The 20,471-nt window shown below is 67.2% G+C and carries 12 protein-coding genes; 4 read left to right on the forward strand and 8 right to left on the reverse strand.

Annotation, left to right across the window (positions count from 1 at the left end):
• Positions 1 to 292: 292 nt before the first annotated feature.
• Together JZ792_RS01245 and JZ792_RS01250 are read right to left on the reverse strand one after the other, a co-directional pair.
• Positions 293 to 1,330, reverse strand: a complete 1,038-nt coding sequence (locus JZ792_RS01245; RefSeq protein ID WP_216905798.1) for an NAD(P)H-dependent amine dehydrogenase family protein — start codon at positions 1,328 to 1,330, stop codon at positions 293 to 295.
• Positions 1,327 to 3,363: a molybdopterin-containing oxidoreductase family protein gene (locus JZ792_RS01250; protein WP_308165098.1), complete on the reverse strand. Its 2,037-nt coding sequence runs from the start codon at positions 3,361 to 3,363 to the stop codon at positions 1,327 to 1,329. Before JZ792_RS01250 ends, JZ792_RS01245 begins: the two co-directional genes overlap by 4 nt.
• A gap of 62 nt (positions 3,364 to 3,425) precedes the next feature.
• Between JZ792_RS01250 and JZ792_RS01255 the strand changes: the two genes are divergently transcribed.
• Positions 3,426 to 4,025: a TetR/AcrR family transcriptional regulator gene (locus tag JZ792_RS01255; RefSeq protein WP_216905800.1), complete on the forward strand. Its 600-nt coding sequence runs from the start codon at positions 3,426 to 3,428 to the stop codon at positions 4,023 to 4,025.
• A gap of 143 nt (positions 4,026 to 4,168) precedes the next feature.
• On the forward strand, positions 4,169 to 5,083 hold the full coding sequence (locus JZ792_RS01260) for a D-alanyl-D-alanine carboxypeptidase family protein (protein WP_216905802.1): 915 nt from the start codon (positions 4,169 to 4,171) through the stop codon (positions 5,081 to 5,083).
• An 84-nt stretch (positions 5,084 to 5,167) separates the two neighbouring features.
• Here the strand turns inward: JZ792_RS01260 and JZ792_RS01265 are convergent, their stop codons facing one another.
• Entirely contained in the window at positions 5,168 to 7,366 is a 2,199-nt protein-coding gene (locus tag JZ792_RS01265; protein ID WP_216905805.1) for an MMPL family transporter, read from the reverse strand.
• A gap of 154 nt (positions 7,367 to 7,520) precedes the next feature.
• On the opposite strand from JZ792_RS01265, the gene JZ792_RS01270 reads away from it, so the two are divergent.
• Positions 7,521 to 8,192, forward strand: a complete 672-nt coding sequence (locus tag JZ792_RS01270) for a TetR family transcriptional regulator (RefSeq protein WP_216905807.1) — start codon at positions 7,521 to 7,523, stop codon at positions 8,190 to 8,192.
• 44 nt (positions 8,193 to 8,236) lie between these two features.
• Here JZ792_RS01270 and helR read toward each other — a convergent pair whose 3' ends face one another.
• The 4 genes from helR to JZ792_RS01290 all read right to left on the reverse strand — a co-directional run bounded on the left by helR (position 8,237) and on the right by JZ792_RS01290 (position 18,562).
• Positions 8,237 to 10,414, reverse strand: a complete 2,178-nt coding sequence (gene helR, locus JZ792_RS01275) for an RNA polymerase recycling motor ATPase HelR (protein WP_216906158.1) — start codon at positions 10,412 to 10,414, stop codon at positions 8,237 to 8,239.
• Positions 10,415 to 10,544: 130 nt separating this feature from the next.
• Complete coding sequence (locus JZ792_RS01280) at positions 10,545 to 12,914, reverse strand: SpoIIE family protein phosphatase (protein ID WP_216905809.1); 2,370 nt, start codon at positions 12,912 to 12,914, stop codon at positions 10,545 to 10,547.
• Positions 12,911 to 17,452, reverse strand: a complete 4,542-nt coding sequence (locus JZ792_RS01285; RefSeq protein WP_216905811.1) for a HAMP domain-containing hybrid sensor histidine kinase/response regulator — start codon at positions 17,450 to 17,452, stop codon at positions 12,911 to 12,913. The genes JZ792_RS01280 and JZ792_RS01285 overlap by 4 nt, the downstream gene beginning before the upstream one ends.
• A gap of 405 nt (positions 17,453 to 17,857) precedes the next feature.
• Positions 17,858 to 18,562: a GTP pyrophosphokinase gene (locus JZ792_RS01290; protein ID WP_216906161.1), complete on the reverse strand. Its 705-nt coding sequence runs from the start codon at positions 18,560 to 18,562 to the stop codon at positions 17,858 to 17,860.
• A gap of 378 nt (positions 18,563 to 18,940) precedes the next feature.
• On the opposite strand from JZ792_RS01290, the gene JZ792_RS01295 reads away from it, so the two are divergent.
• Positions 18,941 to 19,267 carry a hypothetical protein gene (locus JZ792_RS01295; protein ID WP_216905813.1) on the forward strand — a complete coding sequence of 109 codons (327 nt, stop codon included), beginning with the start codon at positions 18,941 to 18,943 and terminating at the stop codon, positions 19,265 to 19,267.
• A 12-nt stretch (positions 19,268 to 19,279) separates the two neighbouring features.
• Here the strand turns inward: JZ792_RS01295 and JZ792_RS01300 are convergent, their stop codons facing one another.
• Positions 19,280 to 20,227, reverse strand: a complete 948-nt coding sequence (locus JZ792_RS01300; RefSeq protein WP_216905815.1) for an AraC family transcriptional regulator — start codon at positions 20,225 to 20,227, stop codon at positions 19,280 to 19,282.
• Positions 20,228 to 20,471: the final 244 nt, after the last annotated feature.

The raw sequence follows: 20,471 nt of genomic DNA on the forward strand, positions 1-20,471 counted from the left end.
CCTGGGCCGTAGTCGCACGTTCCGTATCCTGCTGGTACGTAAGCGATCAGAGCCACTCCGAGTTGGCGGAAGGTCATGAACACCGTGTGGCGAGCGTGGACCGATGTTTTCGCCCCGCGCCGGGGGTGGCGGAGGCGAGCGAGGTGGGAGTGATGGAACGTGACCATGATGTGTCGACCCGATCGAGGGCAGCGGCTCGGCAGGCTTCGATTTACGCGAACGAAGTAGAGGCCGGCGCGGTGGGCCGACCTCTACCTCCTGTTTCGATCGCGAAGCGCTTGGACTGTCGCCGTCAGCCGAAGGTCGGTGTGGACAGGGGCAGTTCGAGCACCGAGCGGATACCGGGGGGCGCGGCGCAGACGGCTTCGACGAGGTTCACCGCGCGGTTGGCGGTGTAGGCGGGTGTGGTCTCGGCCATCTGTTCCAGTGAGATCGGCATCCGCAGCGTGACGTCGAGGGGTGCGTCGCCCTGGATATCGATATGCCAGCCGGTGTCGCCGAGTTCCCACGTCGCGTCGAGATCGGTGGTGGTGTACCAGGTGGCGCGGAAGGTGATCAGCTCGCGGCCTTCACGCAGTCCGGTGATGGTGATACGTTGCCCGGCAACGGATCCGGCCTTCTGGGTTCCCGCGGCGATCGTGAGTTCGCGCGGAGTGGTCGCGAGTTCGCCGCTGGCGACCACCTCGTCCAACGGCAGGCCGACGGCGTCGGCGATCAAGCGGAGCGAGGGGCCGAAACTGGCGCCGAGATAGTCGGCCCGGAATTGCTCGAACGGGGCCAGGTCGCGACCGAAACCCATGAGGTCGAACAGCATCTCGGGCGAATTCCGTCGCGACAGGTCCGCGTACTCGTCGATGATGATCTTGTCCAACCGGCGCTGGATGGAGGTCAGCACCAGGGGGACGGCTTCGGAGATGAAGCCGGGGCTGCTTCCGGTGCTGTGCACCGATGTGCCGCCGGTCCGGCAGGCCGCCTCGACGCGGTCGCGCACCGCCGGGTCCATGCTCGGGGGATGGTGGAACACGCCGCAGGTCGCGACGACGTTCGAGCCGGATTCGAGCAGTCGGCACACGTCATCGAGATCGAACACCCGCGGCATGTAGAGCACGCAGTCGGCGTTCGTCGCCAGCACGTCTTCCAGTTTCCCGGTGGCGGCGACACCGACGGGGTCGAGTCCGCAGAGTTCACCGGCGTCGCGTCCGACCTTGTTCGGGTCGTAGACGTGCACTCCCGCCAACGTCATCGAGGGGTGTTCGATGATTCCGCGCAACGCTTTGAGTCCGATATTGCCGGTGGCCCACTGCGCCACGCGGTGATTCGTGTTCGTCATGCGGGATCCACACTCACCGGAACGCCGGAATAGCGCACCATACCTGTCATCACGTCGATGTCCTCCTTGTTGGTCAGCATGTTGACGTTGCATTCGGGGTAGCCGTGCGGCACCGATACCGCGCCGGAGCGGATCGCCGGATCGAGTTTCGCGACGCCGGTCAGCGCGCCGTGGGCGCCACGAACCGTGACCGCGGCACCGTCGGTGACGCCGACCTCGGCGGCGTCGGCGGGATTGATCAGCACGTCCGGGCGGTCGCCGAGGAAGTCGAGTTGGGCGTTGAGCCGTCGCATCTGGCGTCGCGGGATCAGCACCATCGGCGCGGTCTGCCGCAGGGTGGCCAACTGGTCGACCAGGAGGGACGGCGCCAAACGCCAGCCGCCCATCCGTTCGATGTGGCGCGTCACCCAGGGGGCGGGCAATTCGTGACCGACATCGACCCAGCCGGTGCGCGTCAGTTCGTCGAACGAGCGTCGCCCGCCGACCGTCACGCCCGCCAGCACTGTGTCGTCGGACTGATCAGGATCGGCCACGTCGTGACCGAGCCGTCGACCGAGTTCGGCCAGGAACCACCACATCGATCGCCGGTCACCGACGGGGGCGACCACGGCCGGTGTGTGCTGGGCCGAGACCCGCGAGCTGAGGGCGTCCCAGATGGTGACGTCGGATCGTTCGAGCTGATCCTTCGTGGGCAGCACATGCGTGGACAGCGCCGTCGTGTCGTTGGCGATGATCTCGGTCGTCGCGAGCACTTCGAGTCGGCCCAGCGCGGACCGCATGGCCGCGGTGTCGGGGAAGGAGGTCAGCAGGCTTCCGCCGAGGTTGAGTACCGCCCGGATATTGCCCGCCTCGATCTCGTCGGCCAGTGTGGCGCAAGGCCATTCGCCCATGAACGAGCGAGCTTCGGGGCGGCTGCGCGGACCGGGACCGAACGAGCCGTCCGGTGCGGAGATGGGCAACTCGAAGGATTCGAGCTGGTAGGCGAAACCCGGGTGGAACCAGAGACCCCCGCGACGGTTCATCGATCCGGTCAGAATCATCAGGACCCAGGCCAGCCACTGGGTCACATTGCCTTTGTCGGCGGTCATGGTCACGCCGGTTCCGGTCTCGACGGCGAGGTGGCCCGCCGCGCGGACCGCGTCACGCAGACGGGTCAGATCCTCGGGCGCGAGGTCGGTCGAGTTCGCCGTGTGTTCGAGTGTGAACGGTTCGACCGCGGCGGCGAGCTCGTCGAGACCCTGCACCGGAACGCTGGGATCGATGCCGTCGCACAGTGTTTCGCGAACCAGATAGGCCAGTAGGGCGTGGTCGGTGCCTGGTAGCGGCGCGAGGTGGCCGGTGGCCGATCGGGCCGTTTCGGTTCGTCGCGGGTCGATGACCCACACCTGGCCGCGCGCGGCGATATCGCGGATCGTGCCGGTGGGATTGGGCACGGCGATCGCGTGACCGTGGGAGATCATCGGGTTGGTGCCGATGAGGAGCAGGAAGTCGACGTCGTCGTAGTCGGGCCGACCCGACAGGCCGACGAATCCGCCCACCAGATCGGCGATGAACGGTTTGGCCGTGCCGTCGATGGTCAGCGGGCTGAACTTGGCCGGTGTGCCGATCGCCGCCCGCAATGCCTCGGCCACCCGGGTTCCGGTGGCGTCCATGCCGACGCCGGTGCCGAAGAAGATGCCGACCGACTCGGGGCCGTGCCGGTCGATGATGTCCTTCAGTCGAGTGCCGAGATCGTCGAGACAGGCTTCCCACGAAGCGTCGCGCAGGCCGCCGTCGATACGGAGCTGCGGACGCTCGATTCGTTCGGGGTGGTGATGCATCTGCGGCAGCGCACGGCCCTTCGGGCAGGTGTAGCCCTTCGACAGGGGATGTTCGCGGTCGCCGCGCACTCGCGTCACCACATCGCCCTCGACCTCGACGACGATGCCGCACACCGACGTGCAGATCCGGCAGAAGCTGCGCACCGTGCGCGCGGCTTCGAACGGCTCGGCATCCTCTGCGGGGGATCGCCCATGCCCTATGACTCGGATCACACGGGGAAATATAGGCAGCACCGGCCAATGCTGTCAATGACAACATTGTAGGATCGCCAAACATGTCCGAGCGTCGCTACCACCACGGCAACCTTCGCGCCGCACTGCTCACGCAAGCCGAGACGACACTGCGGACCTCGGGGGTCGACGGGTTGTCGCTCCGCGAACTCGCCCGCGAGGTCGGGGTCAGCTACGGCTCTCCGCGACGGCATTTCGAGGACAAGGCGGCCCTGCTCGACGCGCTCGTCGAGGTGGGTTTGCAGCGCTTGGGCGCCGAGCTGGCCAAGGCGGTCGAACCCGACGGGCGCGATTTCGCCGAGGTGCTGACCGCGGTCGCGATCGGATATATCCGCTTCGCCACCGAGAGTCCGGCGATGGTGGATCTGATGTCGAGGAGCCGGTATCTCTCGCAGGCCCCCGCCGCGTTGGTCGAGGCGCGTGACGCGAGTTTCGCGCCGGTCCGCGATCTGGTCGAACGAGGCCAGGCCAGCGGTGAACTGGTGCCGGGCGACGTGCGACGGGTCGGGACGCTGATCTTCGCGACGCTGCACGGCCTGGCGACACTGGCCAACAACGGGATGATCGATCCGCTCGACGATCGATTGATCGCCGATGCGATCCAGTCCTTGCTGGCGGGGATATCCAACACCGAGTCCCGGTAGCTGGGAAGAGTTGGGCGAGATCTGTCGTTGTGGGCGGCGGCGAGGCCGGTGCTGGTGTCGCGTCCGACTGATGTATCCCGACCTGCGGTGATTCGACCGGCGAAATCCCGCTGGTGGGCCCTGTCGCACGGCAGAATGCGGCCATGCGGATATTTGCTCGATTGTTGCAGGCTGCCGTCGTCGGGTTCGTGCTCGTGGGGGCCGGTCATGGCGCGACGGCCGCACCCGCCGCGAGCGACACCCATGTCGGTCTGCCCTGGCCGAGCCCCGGGCCCGAGGGTGTGCAGGCGACAGGGGGGGCGCTGGCGGACGGATTCACCGGCACGATGCTGTGGTCGCGACAGTCGAACACCTCGGTCCCGATAGCCAGTATCACCAAGGTGATGACGGCGCTGGTCGTGATCGATGCGGGCGACCTCGACCGAGCCGTCACCGTGCCGCGCGAGGCCATCACCTACGCCGCCGAGTACGACGGAAGCACCGCGGGCCTGGTCCCCGGCGAGGTGCTCACCGCGCGGCAACTCCTGTACGCGATGATGCTGCCGTCCGGCTGCGACGCCGCCTACGCCCTCGCCGAGGCCTACGGTCCCGGCCAGGACGCATTCATCGCCAAGATGAACGACACCGCGCGTCGAATGGGCTTGGCGGGAACGCATTTCACCGATCCCAGCGGATTGCCCGCGCCCACCGACTACTCCACGTATTCCACACCGGCGGACCTGCTCACCCTCGGTCTGCGTGTGATGAGCCTGCCCGCGTTCCGCGATATCGCCGGGGCGCGGACCCATCACGTGGCCGAGGGCCCCGGCAACCGCGCTCACCTCTGGCAGACCACGAACCTGCTGCTGCGCGACTATCCGGGCGCCATCGGCATCAAAACCGGATACACCGACGCCGCGGGAACCTGCCTTCTGTTCGAGACGGTCCGGGCGGGCATCCCGATGATCGGCGTGGTCCTGCACAGCTCGCCCCACAGCGAACTCGTCGCGAAGAACGACGCCGAGCGCATGCTGAACTGGGCCTACCATCCGATCGCGAGCGCACTGCCGATCGGTTAGCGTCCAGCGGACGAGGCCGAACGCGCGGAGTCCCGCACGGCATACCGTGCGGGACTCCGTGGTTCGTGCGCGACAGGTGACGCGCTAGCTGCTGTGGGCCAGTTCGGGCCGGTCCACGGTGTCGGCTCGCGCTTCGGTGTCGAGTCCCGCGCCTTCGATGTCGACGTTCGGCAGAATCCGATCCAGCCAGGCGGGCAGCTGCCATGCCCGGTGTCCGAGCAACGCCATGACCGCGGGGACGATGGTCATGCGGACGACGAAGGCGTCCACCAGCACACCGATGGCCAGAGCGAAACCGATGCTCTTGATGGTGGTGTCGTGGCCGAGGATGAAGCCCGCGAATACCGAGCCCATGATGAGCGCGGCGGCGGTGACGACGCGGGCGCCGTGGCGGAATCCGCCGATGACGGCCTCGTCGGGGGTGGCACCGTGGGTGTAGTCCTCGCGCATGCGGCTGACGAGGAAGACCTCGTAGTCCATGGCGAGACCGAACAGCAGTCCGATCAGCAGTACCGGAAGGAAGCTGATGATCGGTCCGGTGGTGTCGATGCCGAGAAGTTCGGCGCCCCAACCCCATTGGAATACCGCGACCAACGCGCCGAAGGTGACGGCGAGGCTGAGCAGGAAGCCGAGGGTGGCCTTGAGGGGCACCAGGATCGAGCGGAACGCGATCATCAGGAGCACGAACGACAGCCCGACCACGACCGCGAGGAAGATCGGCAGCGCGGAAGCGAGTTTCTGGGAGATGTCGATTCCGGTGGCGGTATTGCCGGTGACGAGGATGCGGGTGCCCGTGGTGTCCTCGATCTCACCGCGCAGGCCGCGGATCTGACCGACGAGGTCCTTGGTCTCCTCGGTGGAGGGCCCGCTGCGCGGGATGACCGTGACCAGTCCGGTGTCGCTGCTCGCGGGCACCGGCACGACCGCGGCCACGTCGGAGGTGTTCTGGATCGCGGAGGTGATCGCGGAACTCGCGGCGTCGAGATTGCCGCCGTCGGCGGCGTCGATGACGAGGGTCAGCGGGCCGTTGAAGCCGGGTCCGAAACCTTCGGCGAGCAGATCGTAGGCGTGACGTTGGGTGGTGTCGGCGGCTTTGGTGCCGTCGTCGGGCAGTCCGAGTTGCAACCCGAGCGCGGGCAGTGCGAGCACTCCGGTGCCGATGATCGCGACCAGCAGTACCGGCAGCGGACGCCGGGTGATGGCGCGGGCCCAGCGGGTGCCGAAGGAGTCGCCGGTGCTCAGGCGTTGCTGCCGTTTGCCCATCCCGGGCACCGGCCACCGGTCGAAGCGTTCACCGGCGAAGCCGAACAGCGCGGGGACCAGGGTCAGCGCGATCAGCACCGCGATCGCGACCACTCCGGCGGCGACCAGGCCCATCGAGGTCAGGAACGGGATTCCGACCACCGACAGCGCGGCGAGGGCGATCATCACCGTGGCTCCGGCGAAGACGACCGCGCTGCCCGCGGTGGCGACCGCGCGGGCGGTGGCCTCACGCGGGTCGAGTCCGGCGGCGAGGTTCTCCTTGTGGCGGGTGACGATGAACAGCGCGTAGTCGATGCCGACGGCTAGTCCGATCATCAGGCCGAGGGTGGGCGCGATGCTGGACAGATCGATGACGGCGGTGAGCGCTGTGACCGCGGCCATGGCGGTGCCGACACCGAACAGTGCTGTCAGCAGCGGCAGTCCGGCGGCCAGCAGTGAGCCGAGGGTGACGGCGAGGACGACGAGCGCGACGGCGACACCGATCAGTTCCGCCGCGGAGTTGCCCGGCGGGGTGTTCATCGCCTCACCGCCGTATTCGACCTGCACTCCGGCCGAAGCCGCTCGGTCGCCCGCCGCGTGCAAGGCGGTGCGGTCGGCGTCGGTGACGGCGTTGGCGTCGCCGCGGTAGGTCACGGTGGCGTAGGCGATGCGACCATCGGGGGAGATCGCGCCGGTGCGGTAGGGGTCGGAGACTTGAGCCACCGCGCCGCCGGTAGCGGCGGCGGCGATCGTGGATTCGATCCCGTCCCGGTACGCGGGATCGGTGACGGTGCGGCCCTGTGGCGCGGCGAAGACGATCCGGGCACTGGCGCCGCCCGCGCCGCTTTCGGGCAGGCGCTGGGCGAGCAGGTCGGCGGCTTCGATCGCTTCCACGCCGGGAATGGTGAACGCGGTCTCGGTCGATTTGCCGAAGCCCATGGCGAGACCGCCGAAGGCGACGAGGAGGAGCAGCCAGGCGGCGAGGACGCGCTTGCGGTGCGTGAACGCCGCTCGCCCCAGGCGATACAGAGAGGTGGCCATCGAAGAAGTCCTTCCGAACGAACATTCCGGATCGGGTCGGTCCACGTCGACCAGTTCAGCGGTACTCACACGATAAATGCAGTCACTGCAAACAGGCAATGAATGTAGTAGGATAGTGACGGCACTTACATGAGCGTTCGGAGGACATCACCCCATGGACTCGGCACCGACAACCGTCCACGCACCCGATACCGGAGAAATCGACCCGGCGTCGGATCCGGTCGCCCTGTCGCGCCGCGAGCGCAAGAAGTTGCAGACCCGCCAGGCGATTCACGACGCCGCCGTGCGCCTGTTCGCCGAGCGCGGGTTCGCGGGCACCACCGTCACCGATATCACCGAAGCCGCCGATGTGTCCCCGCGCACCTTCTTCTCCCATTTCGCCGCCAAGGAGGACGTACTGTTCGGCGACCGAGCCTCCGCGGTCGCCCACTTCGAGGCGGCACTGGCCGAGCAGCCACCCGAAGTCGACGCGTTCACCGCCGTACGCCGCACCGCCCTGAACGGACTGATCAACCGCGAGACACCGATCGAGCAGATGCGACTTGCCGCGCGACTGCTCCACGACGACCGCATTCTGGTCGGCAGCCTCGCCGAACGTTTCGCCGGACTCGAGGAAGGATTCGCCGCCGTCATCGCCCGCCGCGGCGGCCACCCTCTCGTGCCCGACAGTCATTCCCGCCTGTTGGCGGCCTGCCTGCTCGCGGTGGTCCGCACGGGGCTGACCGTGTGGCACACCGACCGCAGCGACGACACCCTCGAAGAGGTCGTCGAGGAACTGTTCGACCTGCTCGGTGCCGGTTTACGCGGCGATACCCCGCGCGCGTGAAGTAGGGCCGTGGGCGGCCCCCGGGGAGACCGCCCACGACGCTGTCAGGTGAGGATGACCAGTTGCTGCGTCGCCCGGGTCATCGCCACATAGCGGTCGACCGCCCCTTCGACGCCGTCGCCGAACGCTTCCGGTTCGACGAGAACGACGAGGTCGAATTCCAGTCCCTTCGACAGCGTCGGGGACAACGATCGGACTCGCGATGTCGCCCGGAACGTCGGATCGCCTATGACGCAGGCGATTCCGTCGGCACGTTCGGCGAGCCAGGTTTCCAGGATCGAACCGAGTTCCGAGGTGGAGCCGTGAGTGACCGGGATGGCGCTGCTACGGATGGAGGTCGGCACGTTGGCGTCGGGAAGTACCGCCCTGATGACCGGCTCGGCCTCGGTCATCACCTCCCGCGGCGTCCGGTAGTTGATGCTCAACGAGGCCACGTCGATCCGGTCCAGCCCGATCCGCTCCAGGCGTTCGCGCCACGACTCGGTGAATCCGTGCCGGGCCTGGGCGCGATCACCGACGATGGTGAAGCTGCGCGACGGGCAGCGCTGCAACAGCATCTGCCATTCCGCGTCGGTCAACTCCTGGGCTTCGTCCACGATGATGTGCGCGAAGGGACCGGCGAGCTGATCGGGCTCGGCGCCGGGCAGCGCGGTCTCGTCGACGAGTACCTCCCGCAGGTCCTGCTGACGTAACTGGGTCATCAGGCCCTCGCCGTCGGCGTAGGTGTCGGAGGCGATCAGGTCGTCGATGACGCTGGACATGCGCTCGCGTTCGGCGGCGACCGCGGCATGGTGTCGGCGCGCGCGTCGCGACGCCGTCGGGTCACCGAGCCGCCTGCGGGCCGCGTCCAACAGCGGCAGATCCGACACGGTCCACCGTCCGGGGTCGGTGCGCTGGAGTTTCGCGACCTCGTCGGGGGCGAGCCAGGGGGCGCATTTACGCAGATAGGCGGGTACCGACCACAGGTCGGCGATCAGGTCGGCCGCTTCGATCATCGTCCACGCGTTGTCCAGGGTCGCGCGCAATTCCTCGTTCTGCCGCAACGAGTTCCGCAGTTGCGCCGCCGAGGTGTCACCGTCGTACTTGTCCATCAGGATCGTGATGAGCAGTTCCCAGATCCGCTCGCGCGCTTCGTTGTGCGGGGTGCCGGGTTCGGGCGCGTCGAACGCTTCGGTCCAGTCCTCGGGGCTCAGCGGAATATCGGTCCAGTCGGTGGCGACCGTCATGCCCTTGGTGGGCGGCTGCTCGTAGAACTTCACGGCCGCTTCGATCGCCTTCATCATGTCGGCGGACGATTTCAGTCGCGCGACCTCCGGGTCGGTCTCGAACGTGGCCGCCGCGCCCTCGGTGACGAGATCGCGCAGCGTGCACAGTTGCACGTTCTCCTCGCCGAGACTGGGCAGCACATCGGCGACATAGGACAGGTAGGGCTCGTGCGGGCCGACGAACAGCACGCGGTGACGAAGCGCGGGGTCGGAGTAGAGCAGGTAGGCGGTGCGATGCAGGGCGACGACGGTCTTGCCCGTTCCCGGACCACCGTCGACCACCAGCGCGCCGCGCGACCCGGCGCGGATGATCGCGTCCTGATCGGCCTGGATGGTGCCGAGTACGTCCCGCATCCGGGCCGACCGGTTGCCGCCCAGACTGGCGATGAACGCGGACTGATCGTCGAGCGCGGCATTGCTCTCGAATCCGTCCGGGGTGAACACCTCGTCCCAGTAGTCGCTGATCCGTTCGCGGGACCAGCGATATCTGCGGCGACGCACGAGCCCCATGGGGTTGGCGTGGGTCGCGCCGAAGAACGGCTCGGCGTCGGGGGAGCGCCAATCGATCAGCAGCTGATTTCCCGCGTCGTCCAGCAGCCCCTGTCGTCCCACGTACACCGGCTCCGGGTTGTCCGCGAGGACCATATGCCCCAGGCACAGGTCCACGCCGAAGCGACGCAGCGAGCGCAGGCGCGAGGTCAGCCGGTAGATCTCCGCATCACGTTCCACGGCCTCCTGTCCCGCGCCGACGGGCGCTTTGCGGGTGATGTCGAGGCGTCGGGTCAGCTCGGCGATCGACCGCTCGAGACTTTCCGCGATGGCGGCGAAATGCCGCTCGTCGGTGGCGACGAGCGTCGGGTCGGCTTTGTGGGACAGGTGGTCGGGAAGGTCGAACACACTGGTGGTCGATGGGCTCGCGTCATCTGTTCCGTTCGACCCGTCGGTCGACGACAACATACGCAATTCGCACTCCATTTCCGCAGGTAATGGCTTCGGTGGGCCATTGTGCGGCATCACCGGGGTCTTGCCGCAAGCCCCGGGGTGCGCTATAAGTTGGAAGTGGAAGGAGACGTTTTCCGCTCCTCCGTCACCGTGTTGTCGACGCGCCGGTGCCGTGTCCCACCTGGATCCCCACCACGCAGGTGTCGTCGTCGGTGTTCGCGTCACTGTCCCGGAGCACGTGGTCGACGAGATCGTCCAGCGCTCCAGTGAACCGCGCCGCCTGTGTCAGCAGCCGCTCCACGCAGTCGTCCAAGGGCAGGTCGCGGCGCTCGATGAGACCGTCGGTGTAGAGCAGCAGGATATCGTCGGAGTCGAGTTGGAGTTCGGCTTCCTCGTAGGTCATCTCCGCGACAGCGCCCAGCAGCATTCCGCGAAGTTCGGGTAGTGACGTGGCCACACCGTCACGCACGAGCACCGGCGGCAGGTGCCCCGCCCGCGCCCACCGCAACACCCGTGTCTGCGGATCGTAGAGCCCGCAGACGGCGGTGGCGTAGAGATCCTCGGTCAGGTGATGGGTGACGAGATTGAGCCAGGTCAGCATCTGCCCCGGCCCCGCGCCGGTGGTGGCGAGGCCGCGAAGTGCGTTGCGCAGCACGACCATTCCGGTGGCGGCCTTGATGCCGTGCCCGGTGATGTCGCCGACGGAGACCAGGATCTGCTTGGAGGGCAGCACGATCGCGTCGTACCAGTCGCCACCGACCATATGGCTCTGTTCGGCGGGGCGGTAGCGCACCGCGATATGCAGGCCGAAGGCCTCGATGGACGGTTGTTTGTCGGGCATGATCGCCTGCTGGAGTTGCCGCGCCAACCGGCTCTGCTCCGCCGCGTGCTGTTCGGTGTGCGCGAGACGATCCTGGGTCGCAGACAGCGCGACCTCGGTCCAGTGCTGTGCGGAGATGTCCTGGTATGCGCCACGTAGGGCGAGCAGGTTTCCGTCGTGGTCGAGAACCGGCTCGGCGACGATCCGGATATGGCGGGTGTCGCCGCTGGGCCGGATCAGGCGGAACGCCGCCGAGGCCGGACGGTGGTAGCGCACCAGCGTCCGCACCAGCCGCCGCACCGATTCCGCGTCGTCGGCGTGGACGTGGTCCGGAAGCTGTTCGAGGGGAACGGGATTCGCCGCTGGGCCGAGTCCGTGCAGGTCGTAGAGCTGTGTGCTCCAGGTGATTCGGCCGGTGGCGGTGTCCTCCTCGAAACCGCCGACGCGTCCGAGGCGCTGGGCGTGTTGCAGCAGCGCCGCCAGCCGAGCCGTCTCGTCTTCCACCCGCCAGAGCACCAGCACGCAGTCGCCGTGGCGACTGACGGTGAGCGCGGCCGAGACCGTCAGCGGTACCTGATCGACGAGTTCGGTCAGCACGACCCGGTCGGTGCGGTAGGTCTCGCCGGTGGCGAAGACGTGCTCGATCCGTTCGAACAGTCGCCCCTCGACCGTGGCCAGCGGGTAGGCCTCCAACAGCAGGGCGCCGCTGACCGCGCCGCGTGCACGCCCGACCGGATCCACGAAACACGAATTGACGTGGTGGATGCGGAAATCGGTGAGTGCGCCGTCCGCGTCGAGATGCGGCAGCAGCACCAGCGCCGGGTCGAACAGACTGTCGGTCAAGCGGACCAGGTCGGCGACGTCGGGTCGATCCGGTTCGCCCACGGCGGACGGACCGGATTCGAGGGTGTGGGCACACAACTCCGCCAACGCCTCCAGTTGCCGCCGAACGCGGGTCGGTTGCGGTGCCAGCGGTGTCGGCCAGCACATTTCCAGCACCCCGGTCAGCTTGCCGCCGGTGCCCGCCGGGATCGCGACCCGCCCGCCCGCGCGATCACCGATCGACGGCAACCCGGCCGCCCGCAGGTCTTCGATCCACTGCGCTTCCCGTCGCATCAGCGCCTGACGGGCAGGTGTGGCGACACCGGGCGGCACATGACGCCACCGCTCGGCCTCGTGCCGGTCGATCCCCGCGAAACCCACCAGCGACAGCGAGGAATCCGCGCCGACGGACCAGATCGCCACCGCCGACGCCCCCAGAGGCACCAGCGCGTGGTCGAGTACCGACTGGGCCACGCGCTGCGGGTCGCCGGTCGCGAGCACCGCGCTTTCGGCGGTACGCAGGCGAGACGCCGTCGAGGGTTCCTCGGAAGTGCCGGTGCGCGGCGGGAATTCGTCGATCACGGCGCTCAGCGTGTCGTCCGCGGCCTGGTTGATCAGATCGACGGCCAATTCCAGCGACGTGACACCGGCCCGCTCGGCCAGACTCTCCAGCTGCCGCGCCGCCTGCGCGGGTCCGCATCGCAACCGTTCGACCATGATGCCCTTGGCCATCTCGATCAGCGCCCGTCCGTCGGCGGTGGCCTGAGCGTGCTGGATCCGCGCACGCAACCGCGCGACGGTGGCCGCGAGACGGGCGACGGCCGCTTCCGGTGCCGTCCCCTCCGCCGCGCCGGGTATATCGAGATCGGTCATCTCGTACCGAGCCAGTGCTGGATGCAGACCAGCAACGCGTCGGCATCGACCGGCTTGGTCACGTAGTCGTTGGCGCCCGAGGCCAGGCTCTTCTCCCGATCACCCAGCATGGCCTTGGCCGTCACGGCGATGATCGGCAGATTCTGGTAGTGCGGCATCTCGCGGATCTTCGCGGTCGCGGTGTAGCCGTCCATCTCGGGCATCATCACGTCCATGAGGACCAGGTCGGTTTCCGGGTGGGCGAGCAGGGCGTCGATACCCTCGCGCCCGTTCTCGGCGTGCAACACCGTGACGGCGTGCAATTCGAGAATGCTGCTGAGCGCGAACAGATTACGGGCGTCGTCGTCGACGATCAGCACGGTGCGCCCGGCCAGCCGACCGTGGCGACGCCGCGGTACGGCGGCCGGAGTCTCGTCGGCACGGACCAGCGGCAGCACATCGCCTGGCGCCTCGGCGGTGATGTGCAGGGCGATGCGCTCACGCAATTCGTCCAGACTCGACAGCAACTCCAGCGGCCTGCGCATCGTGCGTTCCTGGAGTAGGTGTTCCTGTTCGAGGCCGAGTCGCCGGTTGTTGTGGGCGAGCACCGGGACATCGGTCAGTGCGACGTCCTCGTCCATCGTCTCCAGCAATCGCAGCGCTGCGCCCTCTGGCATGTCCAGTTCGAGCACCACGCAGTGGAACACCTCGGAGGCCATGGTCGCGGCCGCCTCCCCGACGCCGATCGCGGTGACGACCTGGACGGGGCCGCGCGGATCGTGGGTGTCGGCGAGATCGGCCACGGCACTCTGCGCGACGAGCGTCAACAGCCCCTGCGGGCGTTCCTCCACGACGAGCAGCCTGCGGTGCTGCTGTGGCGTGGTCGGGGCGGGCACGTGTTCGGGCTGACGGTCGGGCTGCCGATCGTCCTCGCGTTCTGGATGCTGCGCCTCGCGGAAGTCGGGACGGGCGACCGGCAGGTAGAGGGTGAAGGTGCTGCCCTTGCCCGGTGTGCTCTCCGCGGTGATCGCGCCGCCGAGCAGGTAGGCGATCTCACGGCTGATCGACAGGCCGAGACCGGTGCCGCCGTATTTGCGGCTGGTGGTGCCGTCGGCTTGCTGGAACGCACCGAAGATCGACTCGAGTTGATGTTCGGCGATGCCGATACCGGTATCGATCACCCGGAAGGCGATAGCCGGGCCGTGACGGCGGGCGGCGGCGGGCAACTCGTCGATCGTCGCCGATTCCATGCGTAACTCCACCGACCCGGTCTCGGTGAATTTCACCGCGTTGGACAGCAGGTTGCCCAGCACCTGGCGCAACCGCGAATTGTCGGTGAGCAGGTCCAGCGACAGACCCGGGGCCGCGCTGACCCGGAATCCGAGACTCTTCTGCGTGGTCATCGGCCGGAAGGTGGCTTCGACGTAGTCCAGCAGCTTGCGCAACGGCACAGCCTCGGGCGTGATGTCCATCTTGCCCGCCTCGACCTTGGACAGATCGAGGATGTCGTTGATCAGTTGCAGCAGGTCCGAACCCGCCGAGTGGATGATGCCCGCGTATTCGACCTGCTTGGCGGTGAGGTTGCGGGCCGGGTTCTGCGCCAGCAACTGAGCCAGGATCAGCAGGCTGTTGAGCGGCGTGCGCAGTTCGTGGCTCATATTGGCCAGGAACTCCGACTTGTACTTCGAGGCGAGCGCGAGCTGCTGAGCACGGGTCTCCAGCTCTTGGCGGGCCTGTTCGATCTCGAGATTCTTGGCCTCGATATCGCGATTCTGGGTCGCCAGCAGCGCCGCCTTCTCCTCGAGTTCGGCGTTGGAGCGCTGCAACTCGTCCTGCTGCACCTGCAATTCCTCGGAGCGGGCCTGCAACTCGCTGGTCAGGCGCTGCGACTCGACCAGCAGCTCATCGGTGCGGGCGTTGGCGATGATGGTGTTGACGTTGACGCCCACCGTTTCCATCAGCTGGTCCAGGAAGTCGCGGTGGATGCGGGTGAAGCGGTGCAGCGAGGCCAGCTCGATCACACCGAGTACCTGCTCCTCCACCACGATCGGCAGCACGAGCAGGTTGACCGGCGCGGTCCGGCCCAGTCCGGAGGAGATGGCGACGTAGTCGCCGGGTACCTCGTCCACCGCGATGGTGCGGCGGCTGCGTGCCGCCTGCCCGACCAGCGACTGACCGAAGGTGAACCGCACCTGCGAACCCGGTTCCGTCGGACTGCCGTAGGAGCTGATCAGGATCAGTTCCGGTCGTTCGGTGGTCTCGTCGGCCAGGTAGAAGGCGCCGAACTGCGCCGAAACCAACGGCGCCAGCTCATCCATGATCAGCTCGGCGACCACGTGCAGATCGCGCTGGCCCTGCATGAGTCCGGAGATGCGGGCCAGATTGGTCTTGAGCCAGTCCTGGTCCTGGTTGGCGGTGGTGGTCTCGCGCAACGACCCCACCATCGAGTTGATGTTGTCCTTGAGTTCGGCGACCTCGCCGGAGGCCTCGACGGTGATGGACCGGGTGAGGTCGCCCTCGGCGACCGCGCTGGTGACCTCGGCGATGGCGCGGACCTGACGGGTCAGGTTGCCCGCCAGTTCGTTGACGTTCTCGGTCAACCGTTTCCACGTGCCCGAGACACCCTCGACCTCGGCCTGGCCGCCGAGGCGACCCTCCGACCCCACCTCGCGAGCGACGCGGGTGACCTCGGCCGCGAACGCGGAGAGCTGATCGACCATCGTGTTGATCGTGGTCTTGAGCGCGAGGATCTCCCCGCGCGCGTCGACGTCGATCTTGCGGGTCAGATCGCCCTGGGCGACGGCCGTGGTGACCTGGGCGATATTGCGCACCTGATTGGTGAGGTTGTTCGCCATGGAGTTGACGTTGTCGGTCAGGTCCTTCCACGTGCCCGCGACATTGGGCACTCGGGCCTGACCGCCGAGCATGCCCTCGGTGCCCACTTCGCGCGCCACACGGGTGACTTCGTCGGCGAACGCGGACAGGGTGTCGACCATGGTGTTGATCACCCCGGCCAGCGCCGCGACCTCGCCCTTGGCCTCCACGGTGATCTTCTGGCTCAGATCGCCGCGGGCCACCGCGGTGGCGACCTGGGCGATCGAGCGCACCTGACTGGTCAGGTTGGAGGCCATCACGTTGACGTTGTCGGTGAGGTCTTTCCAGGTGCCCGAGACGCCGCGCACGGTGGCCTGGCCGCCGAGGTTGCCCTCGGTGCCGACTTCGCGGGCCACGCGGGTGACCTCGTCGGCGAAGGAGGACAGCTGGTCGACCATCGTGTTGATGGTCTCCTTGAGTTCCAGGATCTCGCCACGGGCGTCGACCCGGATCTTCTGGGTCAGGTCACCGCGCGCGACAGCGGTGGTCACCTGCGCGATCGAGCGCACCTGCGCGGTCAGGTTGTCGCCCATGACGTTGACCGACTCGGTGAGGTCCTTCCACGTCCCCGAGACACCCTTCACATCGGCCTGGCCGCCGAGCCTGCCTTCGGTGCCGACCTCGCGGGCGACGCGGGTGACCTCGTCGGCGAAGGCCGACAGCTGGTCGACCATCGTGTTGATGGTGTTCTTGAGTTCCAGGATCTCCCCGCGGGCGTCCACGGTGATGTTCTGGGTCAGATCGCCGCGGGCGACGGCGGTGGCGACCTGGGCGATCGAGCGCACCTGCGCGGTGAGGTTGCCCGCCATGAAGTTCACCGAGTCGGTCAGGTCGCGCCAGGTTCCCGACACGCCCTTGACGTCGGCTTGGCCGCCCAGAATGCCTTCGGTGCCGACCTCTCGCGACACCCGGGTGACCTCGTCGGCGAACGAGGAGAGCTGGTCGACCATGGTGTTGATGGTGTTCTTCAGCTCGAGGATCTCGCCGCGCGCCCCGACCGTGATCTTCTGGCTCAGGTCACCGCGCGCGACGGCGGTCGTCACCTGGGCGATATTGCGGACCTGGTCGGTGAGGTTGCCCGCCATGAAGTTCACCGAGTCGGTGAGATCACGCCACACTCCGCCGACGCCGGGCACCTCGGCCTGGCCGCCGAGCCGACCTTCGGAGCCGACCTCGCGGGCGACGCGGGTGACCTCGTCGGCGAAGGCCGACAGCTGGTCGACCATCGTGTTGACGGTGTTCTTCAACTCCAGGATCTCACCGCGGGCGTCCACGTCGATCTTCTGCGACAGATCACCGCGGGCCACCGCCGTTGCGACCTGGGCGATATCGCGGACCTGACTGGTCAGGTTGCCCGCCATCGCGTTCACCGAGTCGGTGAGGTCCTTCCAGGTACCCGACACCCCCGGCACCTCGGCCTGTCCGCCCAGACGTCCGTCGGTGCCGACCTCGCGCGCGACGCGGGTGACCTCGGAAGTGAACAGCGACAGCTGGTCCACCATGCCGTTGAACACGGTCGCGATCTCACCGAGTAATCCATCGGCGTCGGTCGGCAGCCGGGTGCCGAAGTCGCCGTCGCGCACCGCGGTCAGCCCGGCCAGGAGTTGATGCAGCTCTACCTGACCGGGGGCCGTCTCGACCTGCGTCGGCGCCGTCCCCGCGTCGGGCGTCACTGTGTCCGTCATAACCCAACCTCGCATCGAAAAGGCTTGAACCGGAATCCATCTGGTCCGCGCAGGAAACACCGGCTCCGTCTCGGTCGACCATGTCGACCCGTGAAACGGTTATGTACTACTTGTTCCCGGGAAAACCTTACGTCCCTGGCTGCGGCCAGTCCTGACTCGAGCCGATATGTGTACCCCGAATCGCCGAAACCAATCTCGCACGAGCATGTTGTGGCACGGTCTCGTCGTCGCGTGTCTTCGCCGACCCCGTTCGAAGCGACACGAATCCCGTTGTGACGCTCCAGGAGTACGCCGAACAGTCCGAGTGGGGCGTTCTCGGCGGAAGGGGTCCGTGTGTGAGCACGATCTCATCGCCTACGACGCCCCGCCCACCGGCGGGGCGGCTACCGAGGTCGCCCGGCGGCGTCAGGTCCTGGGGCTGCGCGCGTGCTCGGTGAGGTACCGGAGCACCTCGTCGTCGATCTCGCGCTGCGGACCCAGGTTCCTGCCGTCCACCCCGTGCACCTCGGTATGCAACTGCTCCATCCGGCGGTCGAGTTCGGCCGCGGTCGCGGCGGCGCTGGTCAGATCATCGATGAGCCGCTGCGGGACATCGCCGTCGTATTTGTAGAAGATCTTGTGCTCGGTCGTCGCCCAGAAGTCCATGGCGACGGTGCGAACCTGGAGTTCGACCGTGACGTTCACCGGCCCGGTCGACAGGAACACCGGGATCTCGACCAAGGCGTGCAGGCTCTTGTAGCCGTTCGGCTTCGGGTGGGCGATGTAGTCCTTGACCGCGATCACCCGCACGTCGTCCTGCGAGGTCAGCGCCTCGAGCACGCGGTAGGTATCGCCGATGAAGCTACAGGTGACCCGCACCCCCGCGATATCGGTGATGTGCTCGCGCAGAGCGGGCAGCTCGGGCGGGATGTCCTTGCGGATCGCCTTCTGCAGAATGCTCGTGGGAGATTTCACCCGGGACGTGACGTGTTCGATGGGGTTGTAGTGGTGCAGATGCAGGAATTCCTCACGCAGGATCGTCACCTTCGTGAGCAGCTCTTTCACCGCGAACTCGTACTCCATCACGAAGCGCGTCATCTCGTCGCGCATCCGGCTCATGAAGCCGATCATCGCCTCGTCCTGTGTCGGCCGATCGCGACAGACGCTGACCTCTTCCGTCACGACCTCGCCTTTCCGTCTCGCTGCACTGTCCAATGGAGACGACGCCCGCGAGGGCGGTCCGTCCCGATGCCATCGACAGTACGCGGCAAATCTCCAGCGCCGCTCACGCGCCGATCGGAAGAGGTGTGCTCACCGCGCACATGTCGTCGAGTCCTCGGGAATGTGCTCGACGATGTGCTCACGCGACGCGATCCCGAGTTTTCGCAGGATCGCCGCATCTACCTATCGGTGCGGTCCGCACTCACCGATGTCGCGACAACGGGCATGGGTGATACTTCCTGCGCGAAGCTCTACCCGAACCACTGTCGAAAACTATTCGAGGACGTCATGATCAAGCTCTTCTCCGCCGCTCTGCTGACCGTGGCCGCGGCCGCCGCTGTGCAGGTCCTGCCCGCCGCACCCGCGCACGCGCAGTCCCCGATCTGCGCCAAGGCGGTCGACCTGATCAACGCCGCGGTCGATATCAGCGGCGGCAACTTGGACGATGCCACCGCGCGGAGTCTGTCCGACCGACTGTCGGGCCTGGCGGTGCTGACCGGCGGTGAGGAACAGGCCGCCATCGTCGGTTACGCCAATGCCTTGGTCGACGACAACATCACCGATCTGGACCCCGCCACCGACGAACTCAATCGCGTCTGCGGCGCCGCGAGCTGAGCCGGAAACGGACTACCCGCCGCCGTCGCCGAACAGGTCTTCGCGCGTCTCGGCGGGTGTCCGCCCGTAATGCTCGCGATAGGATTCCCGGAATCTGCGCGTACTGGGGAATCCTTCCTCGAAGGCGATTCGGTCCATGTCGACCGGCAGCGCGGCGGACAATCGCCGATGCGCCCGTTCGACACGGACCGCGCGCAGCATCGCACCCGGCGAAGGATATTCGGCCCTTTTCAGTGCCCTGTACAACGTCGGCTCGCTGATACCCAACATCGCGGCGATGGCTCGTGGTGTCACAGCGCGGTCGTTCGCGTGCTCTTCGATGAGACGTCGTGCGCGTTCCGCGTCCGCGGCGCGCGTGCCCGACCCGACGGCCGGGAACGGGTTGAGCACCCCGTCGAGCAGCATGAGCGCACCGGAGTACGCGACGCTGAAATCCGCTGCCGTCCACCCCTCGGCCTCGACGAGCAATCGGACCTGCGCGTCCAGGGCGCGTACCAGGGGACGCTTCTCGTTCAGCGCGAGCGGGGCGTCCTCGGCACGTCGGGGATCGATCGATCGTTCGGGGACGGTCATGATCAACGCGCTGATGGTGTCGTCGTGCGTCATGAACAGCGGACGGTTCCAATGGAAGAAGCCGATCTTGCCCGGCTGGAAGATCTCCCTGGAATCACCCTGTTCGAACGCGAAGCGCCCGCGCAACGGGATCAGGAGCCGGTAACTGTTATCGCCTTCGTCGGCTCGGATATTCCGTCGAGAGCGCCGGTAATCCAGTGCGGCGGAAGAGAATCGGACGATCTGGTACCGGCCGACGTTCTGGGCGTACGCGTCCGATCGGAATTCCTCGGCACGAAAAGCCAACCCGACCGAGCCCTGCCTGTTGCTGAGATACCAATCCCAGGACGCCGTCGGATCTTCGTCGTCGGTCGTGAATTCCTCTCTCCGATACTCCGCATCGGTCAAGGGACCGCCCTTCCACGCACCCGCAAGCAGCAAAACTTGGCACAAGATTACAAGTCGAGGGTCGATGTGCCTTGGCGACAGTGGCGGGGGAGCGGCGGTGCGTCGGCAGTCGACTGTCGCATGGACTCGACTGCCGGTCGCTCGTCGGGCACCGGTGTCGACAGGAAATGACCGTGATCCGACAGGAAAACGGTCGAGACCTGAAAGTCACGCGACTTATTGTGCGAGAAGACCTTTCACGAGA

This window comes from Nocardia noduli (assembly GCF_019038455.1).
Taxonomy (GTDB): domain Bacteria; phylum Actinomycetota; class Actinomycetes; order Mycobacteriales; family Mycobacteriaceae; genus Nocardia; species Nocardia noduli.